At 72.1% G+C, this 22215-nt stretch carries 15 protein-coding genes; 8 read left to right on the top strand and 7 right to left on the bottom strand.

Translation table 11 applies throughout. The features are described from left to right. Positions 1–43 precede the first annotated feature (43 nt). The 5 genes from pip to Ate02nite_RS15635 are packed head-to-tail and all read right to left on the bottom strand — an operon-like array spanning position 44 to position 5309. Positions 44–1021, bottom strand: a complete 978-nt coding sequence (gene pip / locus Ate02nite_RS15655; protein ID WP_239147435.1) for a prolyl aminopeptidase — start codon at positions 1019–1021, stop codon at positions 44–46. A gap of 35 nt (positions 1022–1056) precedes the next feature. Next, positions 1057–2466 (bottom strand): HNH endonuclease signature motif containing protein, encoded by a 1410-nt coding sequence (locus tag Ate02nite_RS15650; protein WP_203806005.1) that lies wholly within the window; start codon positions 2464–2466, stop codon positions 1057–1059. 31 nt (positions 2467–2497) lie between these two features. After that, positions 2498–3922: a GGDEF domain-containing protein gene (locus Ate02nite_RS15645; RefSeq protein WP_203806003.1), complete on the bottom strand. Its 1425-nt coding sequence runs from the start codon at positions 3920–3922 to the stop codon at positions 2498–2500. A 29-nt stretch (positions 3923–3951) separates the two neighbouring features. After that, entirely contained in the window at positions 3952–4518 is a 567-nt protein-coding gene (locus tag Ate02nite_RS15640) for a carboxymuconolactone decarboxylase family protein (RefSeq protein WP_203806001.1), read from the bottom strand. After that, positions 4515–5309, bottom strand: coding sequence for an IclR family transcriptional regulator (locus tag Ate02nite_RS15635; protein ID WP_203805999.1), 795 nt, complete (start codon positions 5307–5309; stop codon positions 4515–4517). The genes Ate02nite_RS15640 and Ate02nite_RS15635 overlap by 4 nt, the downstream gene beginning before the upstream one ends. A gap of 144 nt (positions 5310–5453) precedes the next feature. Here Ate02nite_RS15635 and Ate02nite_RS15630 point away from each other — a divergent pair, with 144 nt between their 5' ends. Then, on the top strand, positions 5454–6731 hold the full coding sequence (locus Ate02nite_RS15630) for an amidohydrolase family protein (RefSeq protein WP_203805997.1): 1278 nt from the start codon (positions 5454–5456) through the stop codon (positions 6729–6731). Next, a complete protein-coding gene (locus Ate02nite_RS15625) occupies positions 6728–7510 on the top strand; it encodes an alpha/beta hydrolase (protein WP_203805995.1) in 783 nt (260 codons plus the stop codon). The genes Ate02nite_RS15630 and Ate02nite_RS15625 overlap by 4 nt, the downstream gene beginning before the upstream one ends. Before the next feature lie 27 nt (positions 7511–7537). Here the strand turns inward: Ate02nite_RS15625 and Ate02nite_RS15620 are convergent, their stop codons facing one another. After that, entirely contained in the window at positions 7538–10540 is a 3003-nt protein-coding gene (locus tag Ate02nite_RS15620; RefSeq protein ID WP_203805993.1) for an AfsR/SARP family transcriptional regulator, read from the bottom strand. 110 nt (positions 10541–10650) lie between these two features. Between Ate02nite_RS15620 and Ate02nite_RS15615 the strand changes: the two genes are divergently transcribed. The 4 genes from Ate02nite_RS15615 to Ate02nite_RS15600 all read left to right on the top strand — a co-directional run bounded on the left by Ate02nite_RS15615 (position 10651) and on the right by Ate02nite_RS15600 (position 16634). Then, positions 10651–11535 carry a hypothetical protein gene (locus Ate02nite_RS15615; protein WP_203805991.1) on the top strand — a complete coding sequence of 295 codons (885 nt, stop codon included), beginning with the start codon at positions 10651–10653 and terminating at the stop codon, positions 11533–11535. Between the two features lie 121 nt (positions 11536–11656). Beyond that, a complete protein-coding gene (locus Ate02nite_RS15610) occupies positions 11657–12967 on the top strand; it encodes a DUF4062 domain-containing protein (protein WP_203805989.1) in 1311 nt (436 codons plus the stop codon). Next, the gene (locus Ate02nite_RS15605) at positions 12967–13935 is read left to right on the top strand and encodes an AAA family ATPase (protein WP_239147490.1); all 969 of its coding nucleotides are present in this window, start codon (positions 12967–12969) and stop codon (positions 13933–13935) included. Before Ate02nite_RS15610 ends, Ate02nite_RS15605 begins: the two co-directional genes overlap by 1 nt. Further along, complete coding sequence (locus tag Ate02nite_RS15600; protein ID WP_203805985.1) at positions 13932–16634, top strand: hypothetical protein; 2703 nt, start codon at positions 13932–13934, stop codon at positions 16632–16634. The genes Ate02nite_RS15605 and Ate02nite_RS15600 overlap by 4 nt, the downstream gene beginning before the upstream one ends. Before the next feature lies 1 nt (position 16635). On the opposite strand, the gene Ate02nite_RS15595 is transcribed toward Ate02nite_RS15600, so the two are convergent. Beyond that, positions 16636–18888 carry an ROK family transcriptional regulator gene (locus Ate02nite_RS15595; protein ID WP_203805983.1) on the bottom strand — a complete coding sequence of 751 codons (2253 nt, stop codon included), beginning with the start codon at positions 18886–18888 and terminating at the stop codon, positions 16636–16638. A gap of 239 nt (positions 18889–19127) precedes the next feature. Between Ate02nite_RS15595 and Ate02nite_RS15590 the strand changes: the two genes are divergently transcribed. Both Ate02nite_RS15590 and Ate02nite_RS15585 read left to right on the top strand, forming a co-directional pair. After that, positions 19128–20420 (top strand): MFS transporter, encoded by a 1293-nt coding sequence (locus tag Ate02nite_RS15590; RefSeq protein WP_203805981.1) that lies wholly within the window; start codon positions 19128–19130, stop codon positions 20418–20420. 14 nt (positions 20421–20434) lie between these two features. After that, on the top strand, positions 20435–22198 hold the full coding sequence (locus tag Ate02nite_RS15585) for a glycoside hydrolase family 3 protein (RefSeq protein WP_203805979.1): 1764 nt from the start codon (positions 20435–20437) through the stop codon (positions 22196–22198). Positions 22199–22215 lie beyond the last annotated feature (17 nt).

The raw sequence follows: 22215 nt of genomic DNA, 5'->3' as shown, positions 1-22215 counted from the left end.
CCCCGCGCCCTGATCCCCGCGTCCTGATCCCCGCGCCGAGTTCTCAGCCGAGCAGGTCGGCGAAACGGTCGGTGGCCCGGATCAGGTGGTCGGTGATGGCGGGTTCGAGTGAGGAGTGGCCGGCGGCCGGGACCATCTGAAAATCGGCCTCGGGCCAGCGGGTAGCCAGGTCGTAGGCCGTGATCGGTGGACAGCACTGGTCGTACCGGCCCTGGATGATGACGCCGGGCAGGTGGCGCATCCGGTCCACGCCGTCCAGGAGCTGGGTTTCCGAGGTGAAGAAACCGCCGTTCATGACGTAGTGGGCGAGGATCTGGGCGGCCGGCAGGACGGTCTCGTCGGCGGTCAGGGTGTTGATCAGGGCCGGGTCGGGGGCCAGCGTGGAAATGACGGCCTCCCAGCGCATCCACGGGACGGCGTACTCGCGGGCCACGTCCGGGTCGGGGCCCAGCAGGCGGCGGTGGTAGGCGCCCAGGATGTCGTCGCGCTCGCCGGCCGGGATGGGCGCGATGAAGCGCTGCCACTCCTCGGGTTGCAGCCGGTCGAGCCCACGCCGGTAACCCCAGTCGCGCTCGGCCGCCCGCACCAGGTAGATGCCGCGCAGGATCAGGCCGGTCACGGCCGCCGGGTGGGTCTGGGCGTAGGCGAGCGCGAGCGTCGAACCCCACGAGCCGCCGAAGACCAGCCAGGCGGGGACGCCCAGCCGGCGCCGGATCCGCTCGATGTCGGCGACCAGGTGCCAGGTGGTGTTGTGGTGCAGCGAGCCCAGCGGGGTGCTGCGACCGGCGCCGCGCTGATCGAACAGGACGACCCGGTACCGGGCGGGGTCGAAGAACCGTCGCATGAATGGCATCAGTCCGCCGCCCGGCCCGCCGTGCAGGAAGAGCACGGGGATGCCCGCGGGGTTGCCCACCTCCTCGACGTAGAGCGTGTGGCCGTCGCCGACGTCAACGGCGTGCGTCGCGTACGGCTCGATCGCGGGGTAAAGCTCGGCGGGGTGCAGCTCAGCGGGGAGGGTCACCCCGCGCACGGTAACAACCGGATCACCGGAGTCGCCTATAAGCGTTGGTGGTAGGCCTTGCGGCGGGGTCGTCGTTGCGGATCGAGGCTTGCGGGTGGCAGGAACTCGGGGCGCCCGTCCTCGTGCAGCCGCACCTGCCAGTCGTCGTGAATGAGCCGGTGGTGATGCCGGCAGAGCAGGCACGCGTTGGAGAGCGCCGTCACGCCACCGTCGGCCCACGGAACGATGTGGTGTCCCTCCGACCAGGCCGGGGGCCGGTCGCAGCCCGGGAAGGAACAGCCGCCGTCGCGGAGGATGAGTGCCCGCCGGATCGGGCCGGTGAACAGTCGCCGGGCCCGGCCGACGTCGAGTACCTGGCCGTCGGTGCCGAGAACGGCGGGGATGACCAGGGCGTCGCAGGCCATCAGCCGCGCGTCGCTGGCGCTTACCGGGGTTCCGTCGTCGAGCAGGGCGGAACGGCCGGCCTGCGGGGGAGCCGCGGGATCGCGGTTGGCGGCCGGCTTGCACGTAGTCGCCGGGCTGCCCGAGCGCGGACCGCGGCCGGCGGCCGGACCGCCAGGTTTCGCACCAGGGGTCGCAGGCGGAACGACGGTAGGCGTTTCCGGGTCGGACGGCGGGGTGTTGCGGAGGGTCTCGATCGGGATGGTGACGACGACCTGGGGCGGTTCGCCGCCGGTGGTCGGCAGATCGCCGGTGCGCAGGGCCAGGGCGCAGATGTCGACCAGGGCGTCGGCGCGGCGCTGCTCCGGGGTGCGGGGCTGGTCGCTGCCGGCGTCGCGGGACGGGTGGCACAGCGGGTCGAGGGCGGCCTTCACGGTCGCGGCGGCGGCAGTGCTGAGCCGCCCGGACAGCCTGACCTGGCCGTTGCCGAGCGGGCTGAGCGTGAATCCGCGGCGCCGGTGGGCTCGCTCCTGCTGACGCTTCAGGGCGACCTCGTCGTGGCGGTCGGCGGCGTCGGGGTCGATGTGGGCGAGGATGCGAGCGCCGAGCCGGCTGAGGACAATCGGGTCGAAGTCGGACGCGAACGAGATCAGCGCAGATTCCGCCTCGGCGACCATGTCACGGCCGGTGTCGTCGGGGAGGTCCTCGATGGCTTCGGCGATGGCCAGCGCCTGATCGACCGAGACGCTGCCGGCGGACACGGCGGCGTCGAGTGACGGGGAGGCGTCAAGGGCGGCGCCGAGCATCTGCAGGCGTTTGCCGGTCCAGGGGGCGATGCGGAAGCGCTGGCGCAGCCACACGACGGTGCTTGAGGCGGCCTCCGACTTGGGGATGCTCCGCGCCTCGGCCTGGCGGATGAGGTGGGCGGTCACGGCGGTCAGCTGCTGGACGCCCGCCCAGGCTTCCTCGAGGCAGGCCGTCAGCTCGTCGTCGGGCAACGCCCAAACAGCCGCGCCGGCACTCTCGGTGAGCGCCGCGCGGGTCCGGGCCAAGTCCTCCAACACGCCACCAGATTAGAACACCCGTACGACACTTTTACCCGACGGCCAGGCTCAGGGTGCCGATCGTCTTGGCCTTCTTGGCCTCGTACATTGCCATATCTGCCCTGGTCAGGATGTCGTCGGTGGTGTCGCCGGGGCGGGCGTGGGCCACGCCCACGCTGACGCCGATCCGGACGTCGGTGCCGGCCGCCTGAAGCGTACGGGCGGCCAGCGCCCGGATGCGATCGGCGATGACCTCGACGGCGTCGGCGCCGTGGGTGACGATCACGAACTCGTCGCCGCCGAACCGGCTCACCAGGTCGCCGTCGCGGAGGTCGTGCCGCAGGTGGTCGGCGACCGCGATGAGCAGCTCGTCGCCGGCCGCGTGGCCGAGCCGGTCGTTGACCGGTTTGAAGCCGTCCAGGTCGCAGAACAGAACCGCCAGGTCAGCCGGCTCGGCGAGCGCGGAGTGCAGCGCGTCGACCAAGGCGGTTCGGTTGGGCAGGCCGGTCAGCGGATCGGAGTTGGCCAGCCGGTGCAGGGCCTGCTCGGCGCGGCGGCGGGCGCCGGCCAGCCGGGCGATGCGGATCATGACCAGCGGGATCAGGGCGGCGGAGGAGATGGCGATGAGTACGCCGTCGGTCGGCAGCTCGAAGATGACCCGCCCGCCGCCGACCAGGGGGCTCAGGGCCATCATCGTGCCGAGGTACGCCAGGCGCGCGGTGCTCAGGTCGTCGACCGGGGTCTCGCCGGGCTGGGTCACCGCGGACACCGGCGGGTGCAGCGCGGCGCAGCCCAGGGCGCCGTAGGCGACCAGGTAGGCGATGTTGGTCCAGTCGGCTCGGGCACCGGTGGCCGGGTCGACGGCGAGCGCGCCGGCCACGTTGCCGAACAGCGAGACGCCCACGGCGAGGGTGAGCAGCCGGACCGGGGCCAACTGCTCCTCGGCGGCGCACGAGATCCGCAGCAGCGCGCCAAGTGTGCCCGCCATGACCAGCACGTTGGTGAAGACGGCGACCTGACGGCCGGTGGTGGCGTCCTGGCCGGCGAGGGCGGGCAGGAGTACGGCGTCCCAGAGGATGCCGGTCAGCGCGACCGCGGTGATGACCGAGTCGATGATGCCGCCGACGTCACGGCGACCGCGCTGCACCACGACGACCAGGGCGGAGCCGAGCACCAGCACGCTGCCGCCGGTGAGGAACAGCTCCGCGAAGCTGCCGTCGCCGGTGCTGTGGCCGCGCGCCTCGACCAGCCAGATCCAGATGCTGTTGCCGATGTTGTAGAGCATCATCGCGGCCAGCAGCAGCCACCAGGCCATTCGCCAGCCGGCGGGGGCGCGGCGCAGGGCGATCACCACGGCCGGCACGACGCCCAGGGTCACCAGCAGGAAGATCCACGAGCGGTTCAGGTGTGCCGGCAGCAGCGCGTAAGCCGCCACGAGAATCGCGGTCGCGGTGGCGTACAGGCGCAGGAGGGGCACGATCGTCTATCGGCGACCCGGGAAGGGAATTAAGGAGCGGGCACCCGGAACGCCCGCAACTGCAGGGCGAGCGTCGCGTAGTAGCCGACCAGCGTGGTCAGCTCGAACAGCACCGGCAGGCCCAGGCCGTCCGCGGCGCGCGCGTACTCCTCGTCGGTGAGGTCGTGCCGGACGGCCAGCGCCTCGGAAACCTGCAGGACCAGCTGCTCGCGCGGGTCCGGGAAGGCCGACGGGTCGCCCTCCGCCAGCGCGGACACCTCGGCGTCGGTCATCCCGGCGGACCGGGCAACGGCCTCGTGGGCGTACCTCTCGAAGGCGCTGTCCCAGGCGCGGGCGACGGTCAGGACGGCGATCTCGCGGCAGCGGGTATCGAGGAGCGACTCGTAGCGGATCGCACTGCCGAGCGCCTGCAGCGCCGACCCGACCGAGGGTTGCAGCAGCATCGCGTTGAACGGCCCTTGGAGGCCGCCGTCCGCGTCGACCAGGGGGAACGGCGAGCCGTTGAGGGCTCGCGGGCCGCCGGCGATCGCGTCGTAGAGCGCCCGCTGAGCGGGGGAGAGCGAAGCGGGGGGAAGGGGTTCAAGGCGACGGCTCATACGGAATACCCCAGCAGCGCCGAGATGTCGCTGCACGCCTCGGCGACGACCGGCCGGAGCTCGCGCACGATGCGCTGGCTCGACCAGTCGCGGGACTGCACGGCGAGGTTGGCCCCGGCGACCACGGTGCCGTCCGGCCCGTGCACGGGGGCGGCGACCGACCGCAGCCCGTACGCCAGCTCCTCGTCCTGCATCGCCCAGCCGTCGTTCCGGATCTTCGTGAGCTCGCCCTGCAACTCGTCGAGGGAGAGTTTGGCGTTCGGCCCGTGATTCGCGACGAAGGAGGTGTCGGTGACCCGGGCGCGAAGATCGTCAGCCGAAAGGTAGGCCAGGAGCAGCTTGCCGATCGAGGTGTGCACGGCCGGCAGCGTGGAGCCGACCTGGATGTTCGCGGTAACCAGGTCGGAGTTGCGTAGCCGCACCAGGTAGAGCACCCGGTCGCCGGTGAGCACGGCCAGGTTGACCGTCTCGCCGGTCTGCTCGGCCAGCCGCTGCAGCCGGGGGGTGGCCGCCGAGACCAGGTCGAGCCCGCGCAGCGCCGCCCCGCCGAGGGTGAGCACCCGCACGGCCGGCCGGTAGTCACCGTTGGGCAGGTGGTCGAGGTAGCCCTCGGCGGTCAGCGTCATCACGACGCGGTAGACCGTGGGCAGCGGCATGCCGACCGCGGGCGCGATGTCGCTGACCCGCCAGGTGGGCCGCTGCTCGGTGAACAGCGACAGGATCCGCAGACCCTTGGCCAGGGCCTCGACGCGATATTCCGGCTTGGCTGAGGGCTTAGCGGAGACGGTCACACGTGGAAGCTACTTTCGGAGAGCGAGAAATACAAGTTCCTTGAAAGTCTCCTTGTGACCATTGACACCCGGGGTGGTGAGCGGAAACACTCGGGAAACACTGAAGGAAAGCCACTCTCGCAGAGTGAAAGCAGGGACGAAAAAATGGCGCGGACGGTCTTCATCAAGGGTCTGGTCTTCGACGGCAGCGGCAGCGCCCCCGCGCCGGGCGAGGTCGTCGTCGACGGCGACCGGGTGGTCGAGGTGCGCGCCGGATGGCAGGACGAGCACGGCGACGACCAGGCCAACTATGACGTGCAGATCGTTGATGCCACCGGCTGCACGGTCATGCCGGGCATGGTGGAGTCGCACAGCCATCTCACCTTCCCGTCGGCCGTCGGGCATATCGACCCTTCGTTCAACCCTCCGCTGGACGTTTCGTTCTTCCACCACATCGAAGGGCTGCCGAGCGAGCTCGCCCGGGCCGAGCGCAACGCCGCGATCCTGCTCGACCACGGCTTCACCTCGGCCTACTCAGCCGGTTCGATCCTGCCGATGCCCGTCGAGGTCATTCTCCGGGACAAGATCAAGGCAGGCGCGGTGCCAGGTCCGCGCATGCGCGCGGCGAGCATGGAACGAGACAACCATCCGGTACGCCCGGACGGCCACACCGAGCCCGACTGGCAAGGCCCCGAGGCGTGCGCGCGGTGGGTCCGCGAGCAGGCCGCCCAGGGGTACGACAGTGTGAAGTTCCTGCTCAGCAACGACGACGTGTTCGTCCCGGGCGGTTCGCAGATCACCCAGTACACCCTCGAGGAAGCGATGGCGGCCGGCGCCCAGGCCCGCGAGTCGGGTGTCTGGCTCAACTGCCACGCCCAGTCGGCCGAGTCGGTGAAGCTGGCGGTCAAGGCCGGCTTCCGCAGCATCTACCACTGCACGTACGCCGACGAGGAAGCCCTCGACCTGCTCGAATCGGTCAAGGACACGGTGTTCGTCTCGCCCGCCCCCGGCATCATCTACGCGAACGTCTACGAGGGCGAGGAATACGGCATCACCCGCGAGGTCGCCGAGAAGATGGGCTCGGTCGCCGCTCTGGACGGGATGCGCGCCGTCTACCCGGAGATCCGGCGCCGCGGCATCCGCGCGCTGCCCGGCGGCGACTACGGCTTCCCGAACAACCCGATCGGCCGCAACGCCCGCGACCTGCAGCTGTTCGTCGAGGAGCTGGGCTACTCGCCGCTGGAGGCGCTGACCGCGGCCACCCAGCTCGGCGGGCAACTGCTCGACCTCGGCGACATCGGCATGCTGAAGCCCGGCTGGATCGCCGACGTGCTGGTCGTCGAGGGCAACCCGGCCGAGGACGTGCGCATCCTGCAGAACAAGGACAACCTCCGGGTGATCATGCAGGCCGGCCGCCTGCACAAGGCCCCCGCCGTCGCATGAAGATCTTCAAAGGCCTAAATCACAACACCATTGACCTGTACGCCCCGGAAGGCGCCGATACCCTCTGCGTCTACCTGCACGGGGGTGGCTGGCGGCTCGGCGACCGCACGCAGGGCCCCGGGCCGGCGGCGAAGTGGCAGCCCAGCTTCTTCGAGACGGTGGCCGGCCTGGGCCTGGCGATCGCCGGTGTCGACTACCGCAAGAGCTCCGAGGCCGCCTATCCGGCGCAGTCCGACGACGTGACCGCCGCCCTGCGGTTCCTGGCGCGCGAACGGACGGCGTACGGCATAACCGGGAATCGGACCGTGACCTGGGGTGTCTCCGCCGGGGGACACCTGGCTGCCCTGGCGGCCTTGGCCGCCGACAACGACGCAGCCGCCGAGAACAACGTAGCGGCCGCCGTCTGCTGGTATCCGCCCACCGACCTCGACGCGCTGTCGAAGGACATCGGCGAGGCCGGCGGCACCGGCGACCGCAGCGCGGGCTCGCGCGAGGGGCAGCTGATCGGCGCCGGCCTCGACGAGCGGCCCGACCTGGCCGCCGCAGCCTCCCCGGTCCACCACGTGCACGCCGGCGCCCCGCCGTTCCTGTTCCTGCACGGCACCGCCGACCTGGCCGTGCCGCCCCGGCAGAGCGAACGCCTAGCCGAGGCCCTGCGGGCCGCCGGCGGCGAAGCGACAGTCGAGCTGGTCCCGGGGGCCACGCACATGTTCCCCGAGCTGGACGACGACGCCACCCTGGCCTTGGTGCGCCGCTCAGTGGCCTTCCTCCTCGATTGACCAGCCTGCTCGGCTGAACCGCAAACCTCAGGCGGCGGTGAGCGTTGCCTGGGCGCGGTCCTCTAGTGCGCGCATGCCCGCGCGGCGAGCCAGCGCCTGGGCGCGCAGGGCGAAACCGGCGGCGTCGTCGTGGCGGCCGAGCCGCCGGTGCACGACCGCCAGACCGAGCAGGGACAGACCTTCGAACTGCAGGCTGGCCGTACGGCGAGCCAGATCGTAGGCGAGCCGGTGCCGGTCGATCGCGCGGCGATGGTGGCCGAGCAGGCCGTCCGCCCGGCCGAGCGCGTTGAGCGCCATGATCTCGGTCTGCCGGTCGCTGGTCTCCCGGGCCACCTCCAGGGCGGCCGCGGCTCGTTCCTGTGCCCGGGCCGGCCGGCCGAGGTCGCAGTCCAGCTCGGCCAGACAGCACTCGATCACCGTTTCGCCGTCCCGGTCACCGACCTGGACGTAGCGCTGGAGTGCGGCGTCCAGGTGCCGCCGGGCCTCGTCGAGGTGGCCGAGATCCTGGCAGACCTGGCCCAGCCCGGTCAGCGCCAGCGCCTCGCCGTGCGCGCTGCCGAGGGTGCGGTTGAGGGTGAGTGCCGCGGTGAAGCACTCCGCGGCCTCGGCCAGGCGTCCCATGTCCCGGTAGACGGCGGCGAGGTTGCCCAGATTGTTGGCCTCACCGGCCGGGCGTCCACTGCGCCGGTCGACGACCAGCGCGGCGTCGAGGTGCGCGGCCGCCTCGGCGAGCCGGCCCTGCTTGCGGCCGACGATGCCGAGGTTGCCCAGCGTGGTGGCTTCCGACTCGGTCCAGCCGCAGGCCCGCGCCAGCCGCAGGGCCTCGGTGTAGTGATCGAAGGCGGCATCGAACTCGCCGAGGCTGCGCCGCGCGGTGCCGAGGCTGTGCAGGGCCGCGGCCTGGGCGCGGACGTCGCCGTCGAGCCGCGCGGCGACGAGCGCGGCGTCGGCGACGGTCAGCCAGTCCGCGGTGTGCCGGGACAGGTGGAAGTACCCGCGGAGGGCGTCCGCGAGCAGGCCGCCGGATGCCCGGGGGCCGTGCTCGGCGGCGGCCTGCACGGCCAGCACCAGGTTGTGCCGTTCGGCGGTCAGCCAGGCCAATGCCTCGGCGTGGGTCATCCGGGGCGTGTCCGGCTGCGGTGGGTGCAGCCGCAACATATGCGGATAGAGCACCTCGGCGGCGGCCTCGGCCCGCCGGACGTAGTGCTCGTAGAGCCGCCGGAGCGCACCGTCGCGGTCCTCGGCGGCGGCCCGTTCCGCCGCGTACAGCCGCAGGAGGTCGTGAAAGGCGTAGCGGTCGCCGCGCGCGTCGATGAGGTGGGCCCGGGCGAGGCGGGCCAGCGCCGCCCTGGCGGGGCCGGCGTCTGTTCCGGTGTCTGGGCCGGCCAGCGCGGCGGCGTCGGCCACCGCGACATCCCGGCCGGGAGCCACGCCGAGCAGGGCGAACAGCCGCCGGGTCGGTGGGTCGAGCCGGGCGTACGAGAGATCGAAGGCGGCCCGTACGGCACCGGCGTCGTCGCCGTCGACCGTCAGCGCGCCGAGCCCGCCCGCGCCCCGCAGCTCCGCGACCTGCCCGGCCACGCTGGAGTCGGGCGCCAGCGTCAGGTTCGCGGCGGCGATGCGCAGAGCCAGCGGCAGGTAGGCGCAGAGCCGGGCGAGTTCGGCCACGGCGGCCGGCTCCGCGGCGACCCGCTCGGCGCCCAGCACCCGGGCGAGCAGCGCCTCCGCCTCCCGGGGGTCGAGCACGCCGAGCCGCAGGTGCTCGGCGCCGTCCCGGGCGACCAGGCCGCCAAGCGTGTCCCGGCTGGTGATCAGGACGACGGAGCCGGCTCCGCCGGGCAGCAGCGGCCGGACCTGCTCGACGCTTGACGCGTTGTCCAGCACGACCAGCATCCGGCGGCCGGCGAGCAGCGTGCGGTACATGGCCGCGGCCTGCTCGGGCTCGTTCGGCATCTGCTCGGCGGTCACCCCTACGGCCTGCAGGAAGCCGCTGAGCGCCTCGATCGGCTGCAGCGGCGGGGACGTCGCGTAACCGTGCAGGTTGACGTAGAGCTGACCACCGTCCAGCCGGTCGGCGACCCGGTGCGCCCATTCGACGGCCAGGGTGGTCTTGCCGACGCCGGCCGTGCCGCAGATGACGCCGATCGCGACCGTGTCGGCGCGTTGGCTGACCAGCGCGTCGAGACGCTTGAGGTACGCCTGCCGGCCGGTGAACGCGGAGACCGCGGCCGGCAGCTGGGCCGGTGCCGACTCCGGCGGGCGGCGCGGCGCGGGAACCGGGTCCTCGGGTTCGAGGATCCGGCGGTGCAGCTCACGCAGGACCGGGCCGGGTTCGATGCCGAGCTCGGTCACCAGGGTTCGCCGTGCCGTCCGGTAGACGGCCAGCGCATCCGCCCGCCGATCGGACCGGTGCAGCGCGGTCATCAGGTAGGCCCAGAACGACTCTCGCAAGGGGTGGTCCCGCACCAGGCTTTGCAACTCGGCGACCAGGCTCGCGGGCCGAATCACCAAAAGCTCGGCCTGGATGCACTCCTCGAGCACCGTGAGCCGGCGTTCCTCGAGGCGGGCGGCCTCGGCCCGGCACACCGGCGTGTCGATGCCGTCGAACGCCGGGCCGCGCCACAACGCCAGGGCTTCCCGGAACAGGGCGCTCGCCTCGGCCGGTGAGTCCTGGGCCGGTGAGTCCTCGGCCGCGAAGCGCTGGGCGGCCTCGGTCAGCTCGTCGAACCGCTGCCGGTCGGACGAGCCGGGCGGCAGCTGGAGCAGGTATCCGTGGGCGCGGGTGATCAGGAGGTCGCCGGGGCCGGAGCGCAGCGCCCGGCGCAGGCCGGCGACGCAGCCCTGGACCAGACTCCGTGCGCGCGGCGGGGCGGCCTCGGCCCAGAGCTGGTCGGCGATCCGGTCGGTGGACACGACCTGGCCGGTGTGCGCCAGGAGCACCGCGAGCACCGCATGCTGCTGTGGCCCGCCCAGCGCCACCAGCCGCTCGCCGTCCCGTACCTCCAAGGGTCCGAGGAAATTGAAGCGCACCGATAAACGCTAACCGCTCCGGACGGCGAAGTTGACCGTGATGTCACGTAACGGACTGCCTCCCATCGGCTGCCCATCGGTTACCCATCGACCCCGGCCATCGTCGGGTCATGAAAATCCACTTCAGACCTCTCCGGGTCGCGATGGCCGCAATCGTCGCGGTCACCGCCACATTTCTCGGCGCACCGTCCGCGAACGCGGCGCTCGCCGCGACCACGATCTCGGCGCTCACCCGCGTCAACGCCATCAGCGCCACCAACTCCTTCGACGCCAAGGGAGTCGGCGCCACCTGTCCGACCGGGCAGCGGGTCGTCGGCGGATCGGCGATCGCCTTCGGCGAACCGGGTGTCTTCGTTCGGGTGACCGGGGCGAACATCGGCGTCAACGGCCTCGATCAGGGCACTCTCGTCTACGGCGCGGAGGAGGACGAGACCCGTTCGGCCGGCAACTGGGCGCTGACCATCACCGCGACCTGCGCCGTCACTCCGCCCGGCTACGAGATCAACCTTTCCCCCTTCGGCGGCGAGAACTCGGACAGCAGCCGCACCGCCGTCGCGACGTGCAGCCCCGGTAAGCAGTTGCTCGGCGGGTTCGCCATCGTGTCGACCGGGAACTTCAACGTCGTCCTCGACGACATCCAGCCGAGTACCAGCCTCACCAGCGTCTTCGCGCAGGCGTTCGAGGACGAGAACGGGGCGGCCAACACCTGGTTCCTGACCGCGTTCGCGATCTGCGCCAACCCGGTGGCCGGCCTGAACGTGCAGTTCAACTCGTCCGAGACCGCCTCCCCGCCGGCGCTGCAGACCACCCAGGTGTTCTGCCCGTCCGGAACCCGGGCGCTCAGTGGTGGCGGCACCATCAACTCCGGATTCGGCCAGGTCGACTCGGCCAGCCTGTTCGTGAGCAACGACCACGTGAACTTCAGCTCCACCGAGGACCGGAACGGATTCTCCGGCAACTGGTCCCGGACCGCGTACGCGATGTGCGCCACCTGACCTTGATCTGAGGGGGCCGGCCGGGTTCGCCACACGGCGGACCCGGCCCGCGTTCCTTCTTGCGGGTGGGTGACGAGCTTCTGACCCACTGGCCAGGGGTGCTCCGGCGGATAATCCGCGGGTGCCAAGCACCGAGCCGCTCACCAGCCGGCCGATCGCCGCTGCTCACGACCGGCCCCGGCGGCCGCGGGTCTACGTGTCGTCGGCGGCCCTCGACCTGGCCCCGGCGCGCGCCCGGGTGGTCGAGGTGATCCGCAGCAGTGGCTACGAGGCGGTCTCGATGGAGACCTACGGCGCGGACAGCCGTCCCCCGATCGAGCGCTGCCTGGCCGACGTCGGCACCTGCGAGGTGTACGTCGGCATCGTCGCCTGGCGGTACGGCTCGACCCCGCCCGGCTCGGCGAAGAGCTTCACCCACCTGGAGTACGACGAGGCGGTCCGGCTCCGTAAGCAGGTGCTGCTGTTCCACCTCGACGAGCAGGCGTCCTGGCCGACCGTCCACGTCGACCGGTCGCAGGGCGAGGTGCGGCGACTCCGCAAGATCCAGGCGCGGGACCACATCGTCGACCACTTCGCCGACGTCGACCAGCTCGGCGGGGGAGTGCGGCGGGCGCTGCACCGCCTGTTCGGCGAGAGCACCGCGCCGGTGCCGAACCTGCTGCCGTTCATCGCGAACCGGCACGCCCAGCGGGACGAGCTGGCCCGGGCCGCGCGCGGCGAGCGACTGGAACTGTCGCCGTCGGTGGTGGTCGTGCACGGCGCGGCCGAGCAGTCCCACCACAAGTTCGCCGAGTTCATGCAGGAGCAGCTACTGGGCCGGTTCCTGCGGGCGGCCGGCCCGGTGCACATGTTCGGGATCCCGCTGCGCGCCGCCGAACTGGACCAGCCCGACGTGATCACCCGCCGGATCGCCGGGAGCTGCTCGCTGGACGTGGACGCCGATGTCGACACGCTGGCCCGGCGCCTGCACGAGCTCGGCTCGCTGACCATGCTGCGCTTCCCGGTCGAGGTCGAGATGCGCCGCGGCCGCCCCGACGTCACGCAGGTCGACCAGCTGATCCGCTACTTCGAGGTGTGGCCGCACCGGCGGCCGCTGCGGGTGCTGCCGGTGATCTCCGCGCAGTACCGGCTGCCGTCCGGCTGGGCCGCTCACCTGCCCTGGTCTGGCTCGGCCGCCGACCGGCTGGCCGCCGCGATCGGCGAGGTGGCCGGCGCCGCGGTGGTGCTGCCGCAGCTCGGCAACGTCGAGATGGTCGAGGTCGAGGTGTGGGCGGAGCTGCCCGAGGTGCGCCGGCTCCTCGGCGGCACCGACCCCCTGCCGACCATCCGGAAGATCTTCCAGGAGTACGAGCAATCGACCCGAGAACGAGGTATGCCGATGGAGAAGCTCGCCGCCAAGCTGGGGGAACTGCTGCGGTCGGGGGCCGCGTGATGCTCGGCTTCTACACCCCCGGCGGCAGCCGCACCGCCACGCCGCTGCCCTCGTCGTCGGCGTCCGTGCGCCTGGCCGACCCGTCCGCCTACCTGCCCGCGTCCGAGCTGGTCGACGCGATCAACGTGGCGTTGCTGCTCGGCCAGCCGCTGCTGCTGACCGGCGAACCGGGCTCCGGCAAGACCCACCTGGCCGGCCACCTGGCCTGGTCACTCGGCCTGGGCGAGCTGCTGAAGTTCGAGACCAAGTCGGACTCGACCGCGCACGCGCTGTTCTACCGGTACGACTCGCTGCGGCGCTTCGAGGCGTCGTCGCGTGGCGAGGCCGGCGACCCGGCGCGTTTCTTGACCTGGACGGCGCTGGGCCGGGCGATCCTGGCCACGCTGGCGCCGGAGCAACGTGCGTGCTTCCTCGACGATGACAAGGCCCCGCCTCGGCGCTCGGTGGTGCTGATCGACGAGATCGACAAGGCGCCCCGCGACTTCCCCAACGACGTACTGAATGAGCTCGAGCACTTGTATTTCCGGATCCCCGAGCTGGACGACGTGGTGGTCCGGGCCGACGACGCCTACCGGCCGATCGTGATCATCACCAGCAACTCGGAGCGCGACCTGCCGGAGCCGTTCCTGCGCCGCTGCGTGTTCCACCACGTGGCGTTCCCGGACGAGGAGTCGGTGCGCCGGATCGCGCTGAGCCACCTCGGCGCCCACGTGCGTGGCCTGGATCCGCTGCTCGACCAGGCGATCTCATTGTTCACGGTGCTGCGCTCGGACGCCGCCGGCCTGTCCCGCCCGCCCGGCCTGGCCGAGTTCCTGAACTGGCTGGTGGTGCTGGGCCACGGCGACCCGGACGAGGCGATGAGCGCCCGGAAGCTGCGCGTCACGATCGGCGTCCTGGTCAAGACCGCGGCCGACGTGGACCGAGCGAACGTCGTGGTCGGCACCTGGTTGGCGGGGCAGGGTGCATGACCGCGGCCGGGGGTGAGGCGGCCGAGGCGATCCTGTGGGGGATCGTCGCCCGGCTGCGCGCCCAGGGCCGGCCGGTCTCGCTGCGGGAGATCCAGCGGGCTCAGGATGTCATCGCCTACCTGGTCACCCGGCTGGGCCGGCCGCCGACCGACGACGAACTGCGCCGCCACCTGCAGCCGCTGTTCTGCGGCCGGGACCGCGACCTGACCCCGTTCGCCGAGGTGTTCCGGGACAGCGCCCCCGATCCGGAACCCGGCGACGACTCGCCCGCGGCCGCCGCCCGGTGGTGGCGCCGGATTCCGCCGGCCATCGCCGCGGTCGGGATCGCCCTCGCCATGGTGTCGCTGCTCCAACTCGTCCTCTGGCTCTGGACCCTCAACCCGGCGGCCGGCACCTCCACCGGCACCGGCAACACCGGCGGGGCGGCCGACACCAATCCGGGCTGGACCTCCGGGCTGTGGGTGAGCGTGGCCGGGCTGGTCGTGGCGACGGTGGCCGTGTCCCTGCTCGCCTTCCGCAAACGGCTGCGCCGCCGGCCGGGGGCGTCGGCGCTCGAGCCGGTCCTCGACCTCGGCTGGGAGACAGCGCTTCCGCTCGCCCCCGACGTCGGCGCCCGGGTGGCCCGGGTGCTGCGCGCCCGCACCCGCGAGCCCGGCCGGGGCACCCTCGACGTCCCGCGCACCATCGACGCCACGCTCCGCGCCGGGCTCCGGCTGACCCCACGCTTCGTGGAGTACAAGCGCACCCCCGAATACCTGGCAGTGATCGAGCAGCGCAGCGCCGGCGACGTGCTGGCCGGCCACTACGCCCGGATGGTCGACCAGCTGACCGCGCAGGGCGTCGGGATGCGGCGGGCCGGCCTGCAACCCCGCTCCCCGCTGGTCATCGACCCGGAACGGGGACCCCGGCACCTGGAGTCACTGCAACCGGCGAGCGAGCGGGAGCGCCTGCTGCTGTTCGCCGCGGACTGGCCGCTGCGCGACCCGCTGACCGGGGCCGACCGGCCGTGGCTGGACCGGTTCGACCAGTGGGCCGAGACCATCCGGATCGACCCCGACGTGCACCGCACCCGGCCGCTGCGGGTGGTGGACCGGGTGCTCGACGACGTGCGGGCGCTGGACCCGTCGTTCGCGCGCACCCGAGGCGGGCCGGCCGCGGCGCAGTTGCCGTTCATGTTCGAGAGCGGCGACCTGGTGTGGATCGAGCCGATCCCGCCGCCCCGCGACGAACTGCTGCGGGTGATGGATCTGCTGGTCACCACGCTGGGCCCGGCCGGCTGGTACTGGCTGAGCGCGTGCGCCCTCTACCCGGAGATCAGCTACGAGCTGACCGTCACGCTCGGCCGTCTGATCCACGCGGACGACGGCCGCCCACTGGCCGACCACGTGCCGATCGAGGTACTGGCCCGGCTGCCTTGGTTCCGGCACGCCTACATGCCGGACTGGTTGCGCGCGAGCCTGATCGGCACGCTGTCACGCGGTCAGCTGGTGGAGGCCCGGGCGGCACTCGACCAGACCCTGACCAGCGGCCTCGGCGGCCCTGGCGCCGGGCTGACCGTGACCGAGTCCGGGCCCGGACCGACCACGGCCACGGGGACGACCGACCGCGTCTACCTGGAGGCGACCGGACTCCGGCGCCAGAAGCTCGCCGCGTCGGCCCCGAAAGCACTCGTCACCGCGATCCGGCACCGGCGCCACCGACTGGCGATGCCGGGGCTAGCTTTCGACGCGCCCTCCCCGCGGGTGCGGCGCGCGTTGGTCGCGGGCAATGCCCTGATCGCGGGATCGGTCCTGCTGGTGGCGCTCGCCAACCTGGCGAGTCTGCTCGTGACCCAGCGCGTTGGGGCGTACAGATTTTGGGGTGAACTCTGGTCCTTCGCGATGATCCTCGCCGCCACATTCTCGGGGGTGCTGTCGGCAGCGGCCGGGCGCTGGCGGGGTTTCCTGCTCGGCTCCGGCGTGACGGTCCTGACGGCTGTCGCGTGGTCGGCCTACTCCATGGACGGCCTGGACCGAATATCCGGCGTTCCCACCGTTGCCGAGCCTTTCATCGCTCTTGTCTGGACTACAGCCGTGCTGGTCTGGCCATTCAAGCCCAGCGTTGTGGCATGGCCGACATTCCAACGCAGAAACCGGGCTGTCTACTACGTCAGCTGCGGCGTTGTTGTTTTCGTCGAGACGATCTTCGCCCTGGCGCAGTCTTCTGAAGGCGGGACCACGCTGGCAAGCTGGCAGAGTGCGTGCGTCGTCTGCCTGCTGTTCGCGGGGACTGCGGCCAGTCTCGGCGCGGCCTATGCCGGGGGCGTGCGGGTCGTCCCGGCGGCAATGGCCGGGGTGCTTCTGGTCAGCGTCGCGGTTCTCTTCGACAGTGCAGAGGACCGGTCCGCCGGGCTTTTCCTGGCCGTGCCGGCGATCGTGATGCTGGCCGCCTTCGCCGTTCGGCTTCATCGGCACCGGGACCGGCCACCGCTGGAGTTCGCGGAGTCATGGTGGTATCAGTGGCGGTCGTCGATGATGGTCGCGGTACCCGGACTTTCGGGCGTGGTGGGGTGGATCGTGTACGGCGGTGACCTCGAGGGAGCAGCCTGGTTCGGCGGCGTTCCGGCGTTGTTCGCCCTGCTGCACGTGATAGGGAACCGTTTCGGCGCGTTTGCCGCCCGCAACCGGCTCAGCTCCCGCCTTCCGCTGCACTTCGACTGAGTCAGAGCAGGGACTCGACGGCGCCGATTACCTCGGCGTCGGCGCCCAGTTCGGCCGGGCGGACGGTCAGGGCGGACGCCGCGGCCGGGGCGCAGTGCCGCTGCAGGGACTCGCGGATGCCGTCGACCACATACGGCCCGGCCTCGATGAAGCGGCCGCCGACCACCACGATCTGCGGATTGAGAGCGTTGCACAGCGGCGCCACCGTCCGCCCGATCAGCCGCCCCGCGTCCAGCAGCGCCCGCTGGGCCGGCCGGTCGCCGCCGGCCACCAGGTCGAGGAAGCGTTCCTCGGACGGCGGCCCGCCCAGCGGCAGGAAGTAGCGCGGCGACAGGTAGGTGGACAGGCAGCCCCGGCTGCCGCAGATGCACAGCGGCCCCACCTCGCGCACGTTGAGGTGCCCGACCTCACCCGCGTACCCGATGGAACCGCGGTACATCCGGCCGCCGGCCACGATGCCGGCCCCGGTGTACTGGTCGGCGCGCAGGTAGAGGACGTCGCGGGCACCCCGGGCGGCACCGCGCCGGGTCTCGCCGAGGGCGGCCAGGTGGGCGTTGTTGCCGGCCAGCGCGGGCACGCCGAGCACCTCGGTGATCTGCTCGGCGGGGGAGAAGCCGGCGAACATCGGCAGGACGCCGCGCGGCCCGAACGCGCCGGTCTCCGGGTGCACCGGGGACGGCACGCTGACCACCGCGGCGACCAGCGAGTCGGGCGGGTGGCCGTGCTCGGCCAGCAGGGCGGCGGCCATCTCGCCGGCGATCCGGACGCTGCCCTGGCCGTCCCGGGACATCGGCATCGGGCGGAACGTCTCGTGCAGCCGGGTGCCGGCCATGTCGGTGAGGACCGCGTGCACGCCGTCGGCCCGGACCGCCAGGCCGGCCAGCAGCCCGGGGGCGATGACCGCGCGGAAGTGCGGGGACGGCCGGCCGGAGCGGCCGGTGCCGGCCGGCGGGTCGCACGCCTCGGCCAACTGGTCCTCGACCAGCCCGGCCAGCACGTCGGCGACGGCGGCCCGGGGCAGGTGGGTCAGCCGGGCGATGTCGCTGCGGGCCACCGGGGCGGCCTGCTTCAGCAGCAGGTCGAGGATGGCGTCGCGGCGGTGGTCGCGTTCGCGGGCCGCGGGCGGGCCGGCAATCGACGGGACGACGCGGGCGATCGGGGTGCCGTGCAGGGCGGCGGTGACCGCGCCGATCAGGGCGGCCCGGTCGCCGAGCTCGCCGGCCCGCACCTCGAGGGCGTCGGCCACCTCGGGCTGGGCGTAGCGGCGGACCGAGTCGGCCACTCCGGCGACCAGCGGGCCGTGCTCGGTGATCAGCGGGCCGTCCAGCACGACCAGGGCCGGGTTGACGGTGTTGGCCAGGTCGGCGACGACCCGGCCGATCATCCGGCCGGCGTCGGCCAGGACCCGTTCGGCGATCGCGTCGCTCGCGGCCAGCTGGACGGCGCGGACCGCGGTGACCTCCTCGCCGTACATCTCGGTGAGGGAGGCCAGGATCTCGCGCGGCGCCGCGATGGTCTCCAGGCAGCCGCGGTTGCCGCAGCGGCACAGCGTGCCGGTCTCGTCGACCTGGACGTGCCCGATCTCGCCGGCCACCCCGCTCGCGCCGTGCTGGACCACGCCGTCGAGCAGCAGGCCGCAGCCGATGCCGGTGGCGATGCGCAGGTAGCAGACGTCCCGGCGGCCGGCCGCGACACCGTGTTTGAGCTCGCCGATCAGGGCCAGGTCGGCGTCGTTGCGGATGCCGACCGGGTAGCCGAGGCGGTTGCGCAGCTCGGTGCCGGGGTGCAGGCCGGCCCAGCCGGGCAGCACGCTGCTGGCCTGCACGACGCCGCCGGCCACCGGAGCGGACAATCCGATCATCACCGCCCAGACCCGGCGCCCGCCGACGGCCTCGTTGATCAGGGCGACCGTGGTGTCGAGACCGGCTTGGCCGTCGTCCGGGTCGGTGCCGGCCGCCCGTTCGGCCAGGATCTCCCCGGACAACGAGGCGGCTGCCACCCGTACCCCCGCTGCGGAAACCACCGCACCCACCACGACGCCGGCCTGCGCGCCCAGGGTGAGCAATCGGGCCGGCCGGCCCGGCCGGCTGCCGTCGGCGGCGGCCTCCTCCTCGGCCAGGACGCCCTCCGCGAGGAGCTCGGCGACGAGCGTGTTGACCGTGGCGCGGGCCATGCCGGTGCGCCGGACCAGCTCGGTGCGCCCGGCCCGGCCGGTCTCGCGCACCGCCGCCAGGATCAGGTCCCGATGCTGCATGGTCACCTCCGGGTTTTGCTTGAACTAGACATTACTCGGGCCGTCGCACAGAAACCTATGGAGCGAATCCGGCAAAAGTAGCGTGATCAGCATTACGGGAGGGCGAATCAGGGGCCAATTCAAGGCCGTCGGCCGCTGGTTTCGCGTTAATGCGCTCGATACCTTCGCTATATCAGGTCGTAACGAGCGAGAGCCGACAAGCCTGAGAGATCGCCCGCATTAGCCGAAGAGGGTGTGCGATGACCGCTGTAGAGACCGGCCGGGTCCGGCAATATGCTCCCCCCGCTGCCGACGAAGGCACCACCCCGCCGAACGCCCCGGCCCGCCTCATCGCGGCGATGGCCCTGGCCCAGTTCGGCGCCTACCTCACGATCCTCACGCCGGTCGTGGTCACGCTGTCGATCCGCGTCGCCCAGATCGCGCCGAATAACAAGACCTCCGCGCTGAGCACGGTGCTCTCGGTCGGCGCGCTTCTCGCGCTGATCGGTAACCCGTTCTTCGGCGCGATGTCCGACCGCACCACCGCCCGGATGGGCCGCCGCCGCCCCTGGCTGATCGGCGGCATCACGGCCGGCTTCCTGGGTCTGCTCGTGGTCGCCACCGGCGGCAACATCGCGACGCTGACCTTCGGCTGGGCCCTCGCGCAGCTCGGCGTCAACGCGACCCTGTCGACGCTGACCGCCCTGATGCCCGACCAGATCCCGGCCCATCAGCGCGGCCGGGTCGGCGGCATTCTCGGCCTGATGACCTCGGTGGCCATCCTGGCCGGCACCGCGCTGGCGGCCGCCCTCGACGGCAGCACGCTGCTGATGTTCATGGTGCCGTCCGCGATCGGCCTGCTCTCCGTGCTGGTGCTGATCTTCGTCCTGAAGGACCGGCCGGCCGCACCCGGGCACTTCGGGCGCTACACCTTCAAGGAGTTCCTGCGCACCTTCTACGTGAACCCGCGCCTGCACCCGGACTTCTCGTGGAACCTGCTCAGCCGCTTCCTGCTCTGGATGGGCCTGTCCTGCCTCACCACCTACCAGGCCTACCTGCTGATCGACCGGTTCGGGTACACCACCGACAACGTCGCCAAGGGCGTGCTGGTCGCCACCCTGGTCACCACCGCCGGCCTGGTCATCGGCTCGACCTTCGGCGGCACGCTCTCCGACCGCAGCGGTGCCCGCCGGCCGTTCGTGCTCGGTGCCGGCCTGGTGGTCGCGGTCGGCCTGACGATCACCGCCTTCAGCCAGAGCTTCGGCGTCTTCCTGGTGGCGGCGGCGATCTTCGGTCTCGGTGAGGGTGTCTACCTGGCCGTCGACCTGGCCCTGGCCACCGAGGTGCTGCCCAACCCGGACGACGCCGCCAAGGACATGGGCGTGCTGAACATCGCCAACGCCCTCCCGCAGTCGCTCGTCCCGATCCTGGCCGCCCCGATCCTCGCCATCGGCGCCGGCACGGCCTCCAACTACCGCCTGCTGTTCCTCCTCGGCGCGATCGTCGCCGTCGTCGGTTCACTCCTGGTCCGCATGGTCCGCGGCGCGCGCTGAGAAAGGTCAAGATCATGAACCCGTACGAGAACGCAGCCCTCCCGATCGAAGAGCGCGTCACCGACCTGTTGTCCCGGATGACCGTGGCCGAGAAGGCCGGCCTGATGTTCCACGCCATGGTGGCGGTAAACCCGGACGGCACCCTGCACGAGCCGGACGCCGAGGGTGGCATGTTCGCCTCGACGAACTGGCTGGTCCGGGAGAAGCTGATCACCCACGTCAACATCCTCACGATGGCGCCGGTGCCGCCCGCGACGATCGCCGAGTGGCACAACCGGATCCAGGAGCTGGCCGCCGGCAACCACCTCGGCATCCCGATGACGATCTCCACCGACCCCCGGCACGGCACCGTAGACAACCCCGCGACCTCGGCCGCGGCCGGCGGATTCTCCGCCTGGCCGGAGCCGATCGGCCTGGGTGCGACCAAAGACCCTGAGCTGGTACGGGCATTCGCCGACACGGTCCGCCAGGAGTACCTGGCCGCCGGCATCCGGGTCGCCCTGCACCCGATGGCCGACCTGGCCACCGAGCCCCGCTGGGCGCGCACCAGCGGGACCCTCGGCTCCGATCCTTCGCTGGTCGCGGAGCTGGTCGCCGCCTACGTGCAGGGCCTGCAGGGTGACCAGCTCGGGCCGGACAGCGTCGTCGCGATGGTGAAGCACTTCCCGGGCGCCGGACCCCAGAAAGACGGAGAAGACGCCCACTTCCCGTACGGGCGGGAGCAGGTCTACCCGGGCGGCCGCTGGGACGATCACCTCAAGCCGTTCGAGGCTGCCTTCGCCGCCGGGGTCGCCCAGGTCATGCCCTACTACGGCATGCCGGTCGGCACTTCGTATGACGAAGTGGGTTTCGGTTTCAACAAGGGGATCATCGAGGGGCTGCTGCGCGGCCACTACGGCTTCGACGGCGTGGTCTGCACCGACTGGGGCCTGGTCACCGACGCCGAGATCATGGGCTCGCCGATGCCGGCCCGCGCCTGGGGCGTGGAGAACCTGGACCGGCTCACCCGGGTGCAGCGGATCATCGACGCGGGCGCCGACCAGCTCGGCGGCGAGTTCGCCCCGGAGCTGGTGGTGGAGCTGGTCGAGCGGGGCCGGGTCACCGAGGAGCGGATCGACCGGTCGGCCCGGCGGATCCTGCGCGACAAGTTCCGGCTGGGCCTGTTCGACGACCGCCGGTACGTCGACGCCGCGGCCGCCCGGGAGAAGATCGGCACGCCGGCCTTCCTGGCCGCCGGTCTCGACGCCCAGCACCGCTCGGTGGTCGTGCTCGAGGCGCCTGCCCTGCCGCTGACCGAGGGCATCACCGTCTACCTGGACGGGGTCGACCCGGTGGTGGCCGCCCGGTACGCCAAGGTCGTCACCGACCCGGCCGAGGCCGACGTGGCGATCGTCCGGCGTGGCACCGCCTACGACAACACCCGCACCACCGGTTTCGAGGCGTTCTTCCACGCGGGCCGGCTCGACTGGACCGCCGAGGAGATCACGCCGGTGCTGGACCTGTCCGGCAAGCTGCCGACCGTGGTGGACGTGATGCTCGACCGCCCGGCCGTGCTCACCCAGCTGGCCGGAACGGTGGCCGGGCTGGTCGGCACGTTCGGCGCGAGCGACGAGGCGCTGCTGGACGTGCTGTTCGGGCGGGCCGCCGCCTCCGGGACGCTGCCGTTCGAACTGCCGTCGTCGATGGCCGAGGTGGAGGCGGCACGCGAGGACGTGCCGAACGACACGGCCCACCCGCTCTTCCCGTACGGGCATGGGCTGACCTGGCCCGCGCGCTGAGAAAGTTGCAATCGGGG

This window comes from Paractinoplanes tereljensis (assembly GCF_016862435.1).
GTDB lineage: Bacteria > Actinomycetota > Actinomycetes > Mycobacteriales > Micromonosporaceae > Actinoplanes > Actinoplanes tereljensis.
This window is presented reverse-complemented; position numbering and strand designations above follow the sequence as displayed.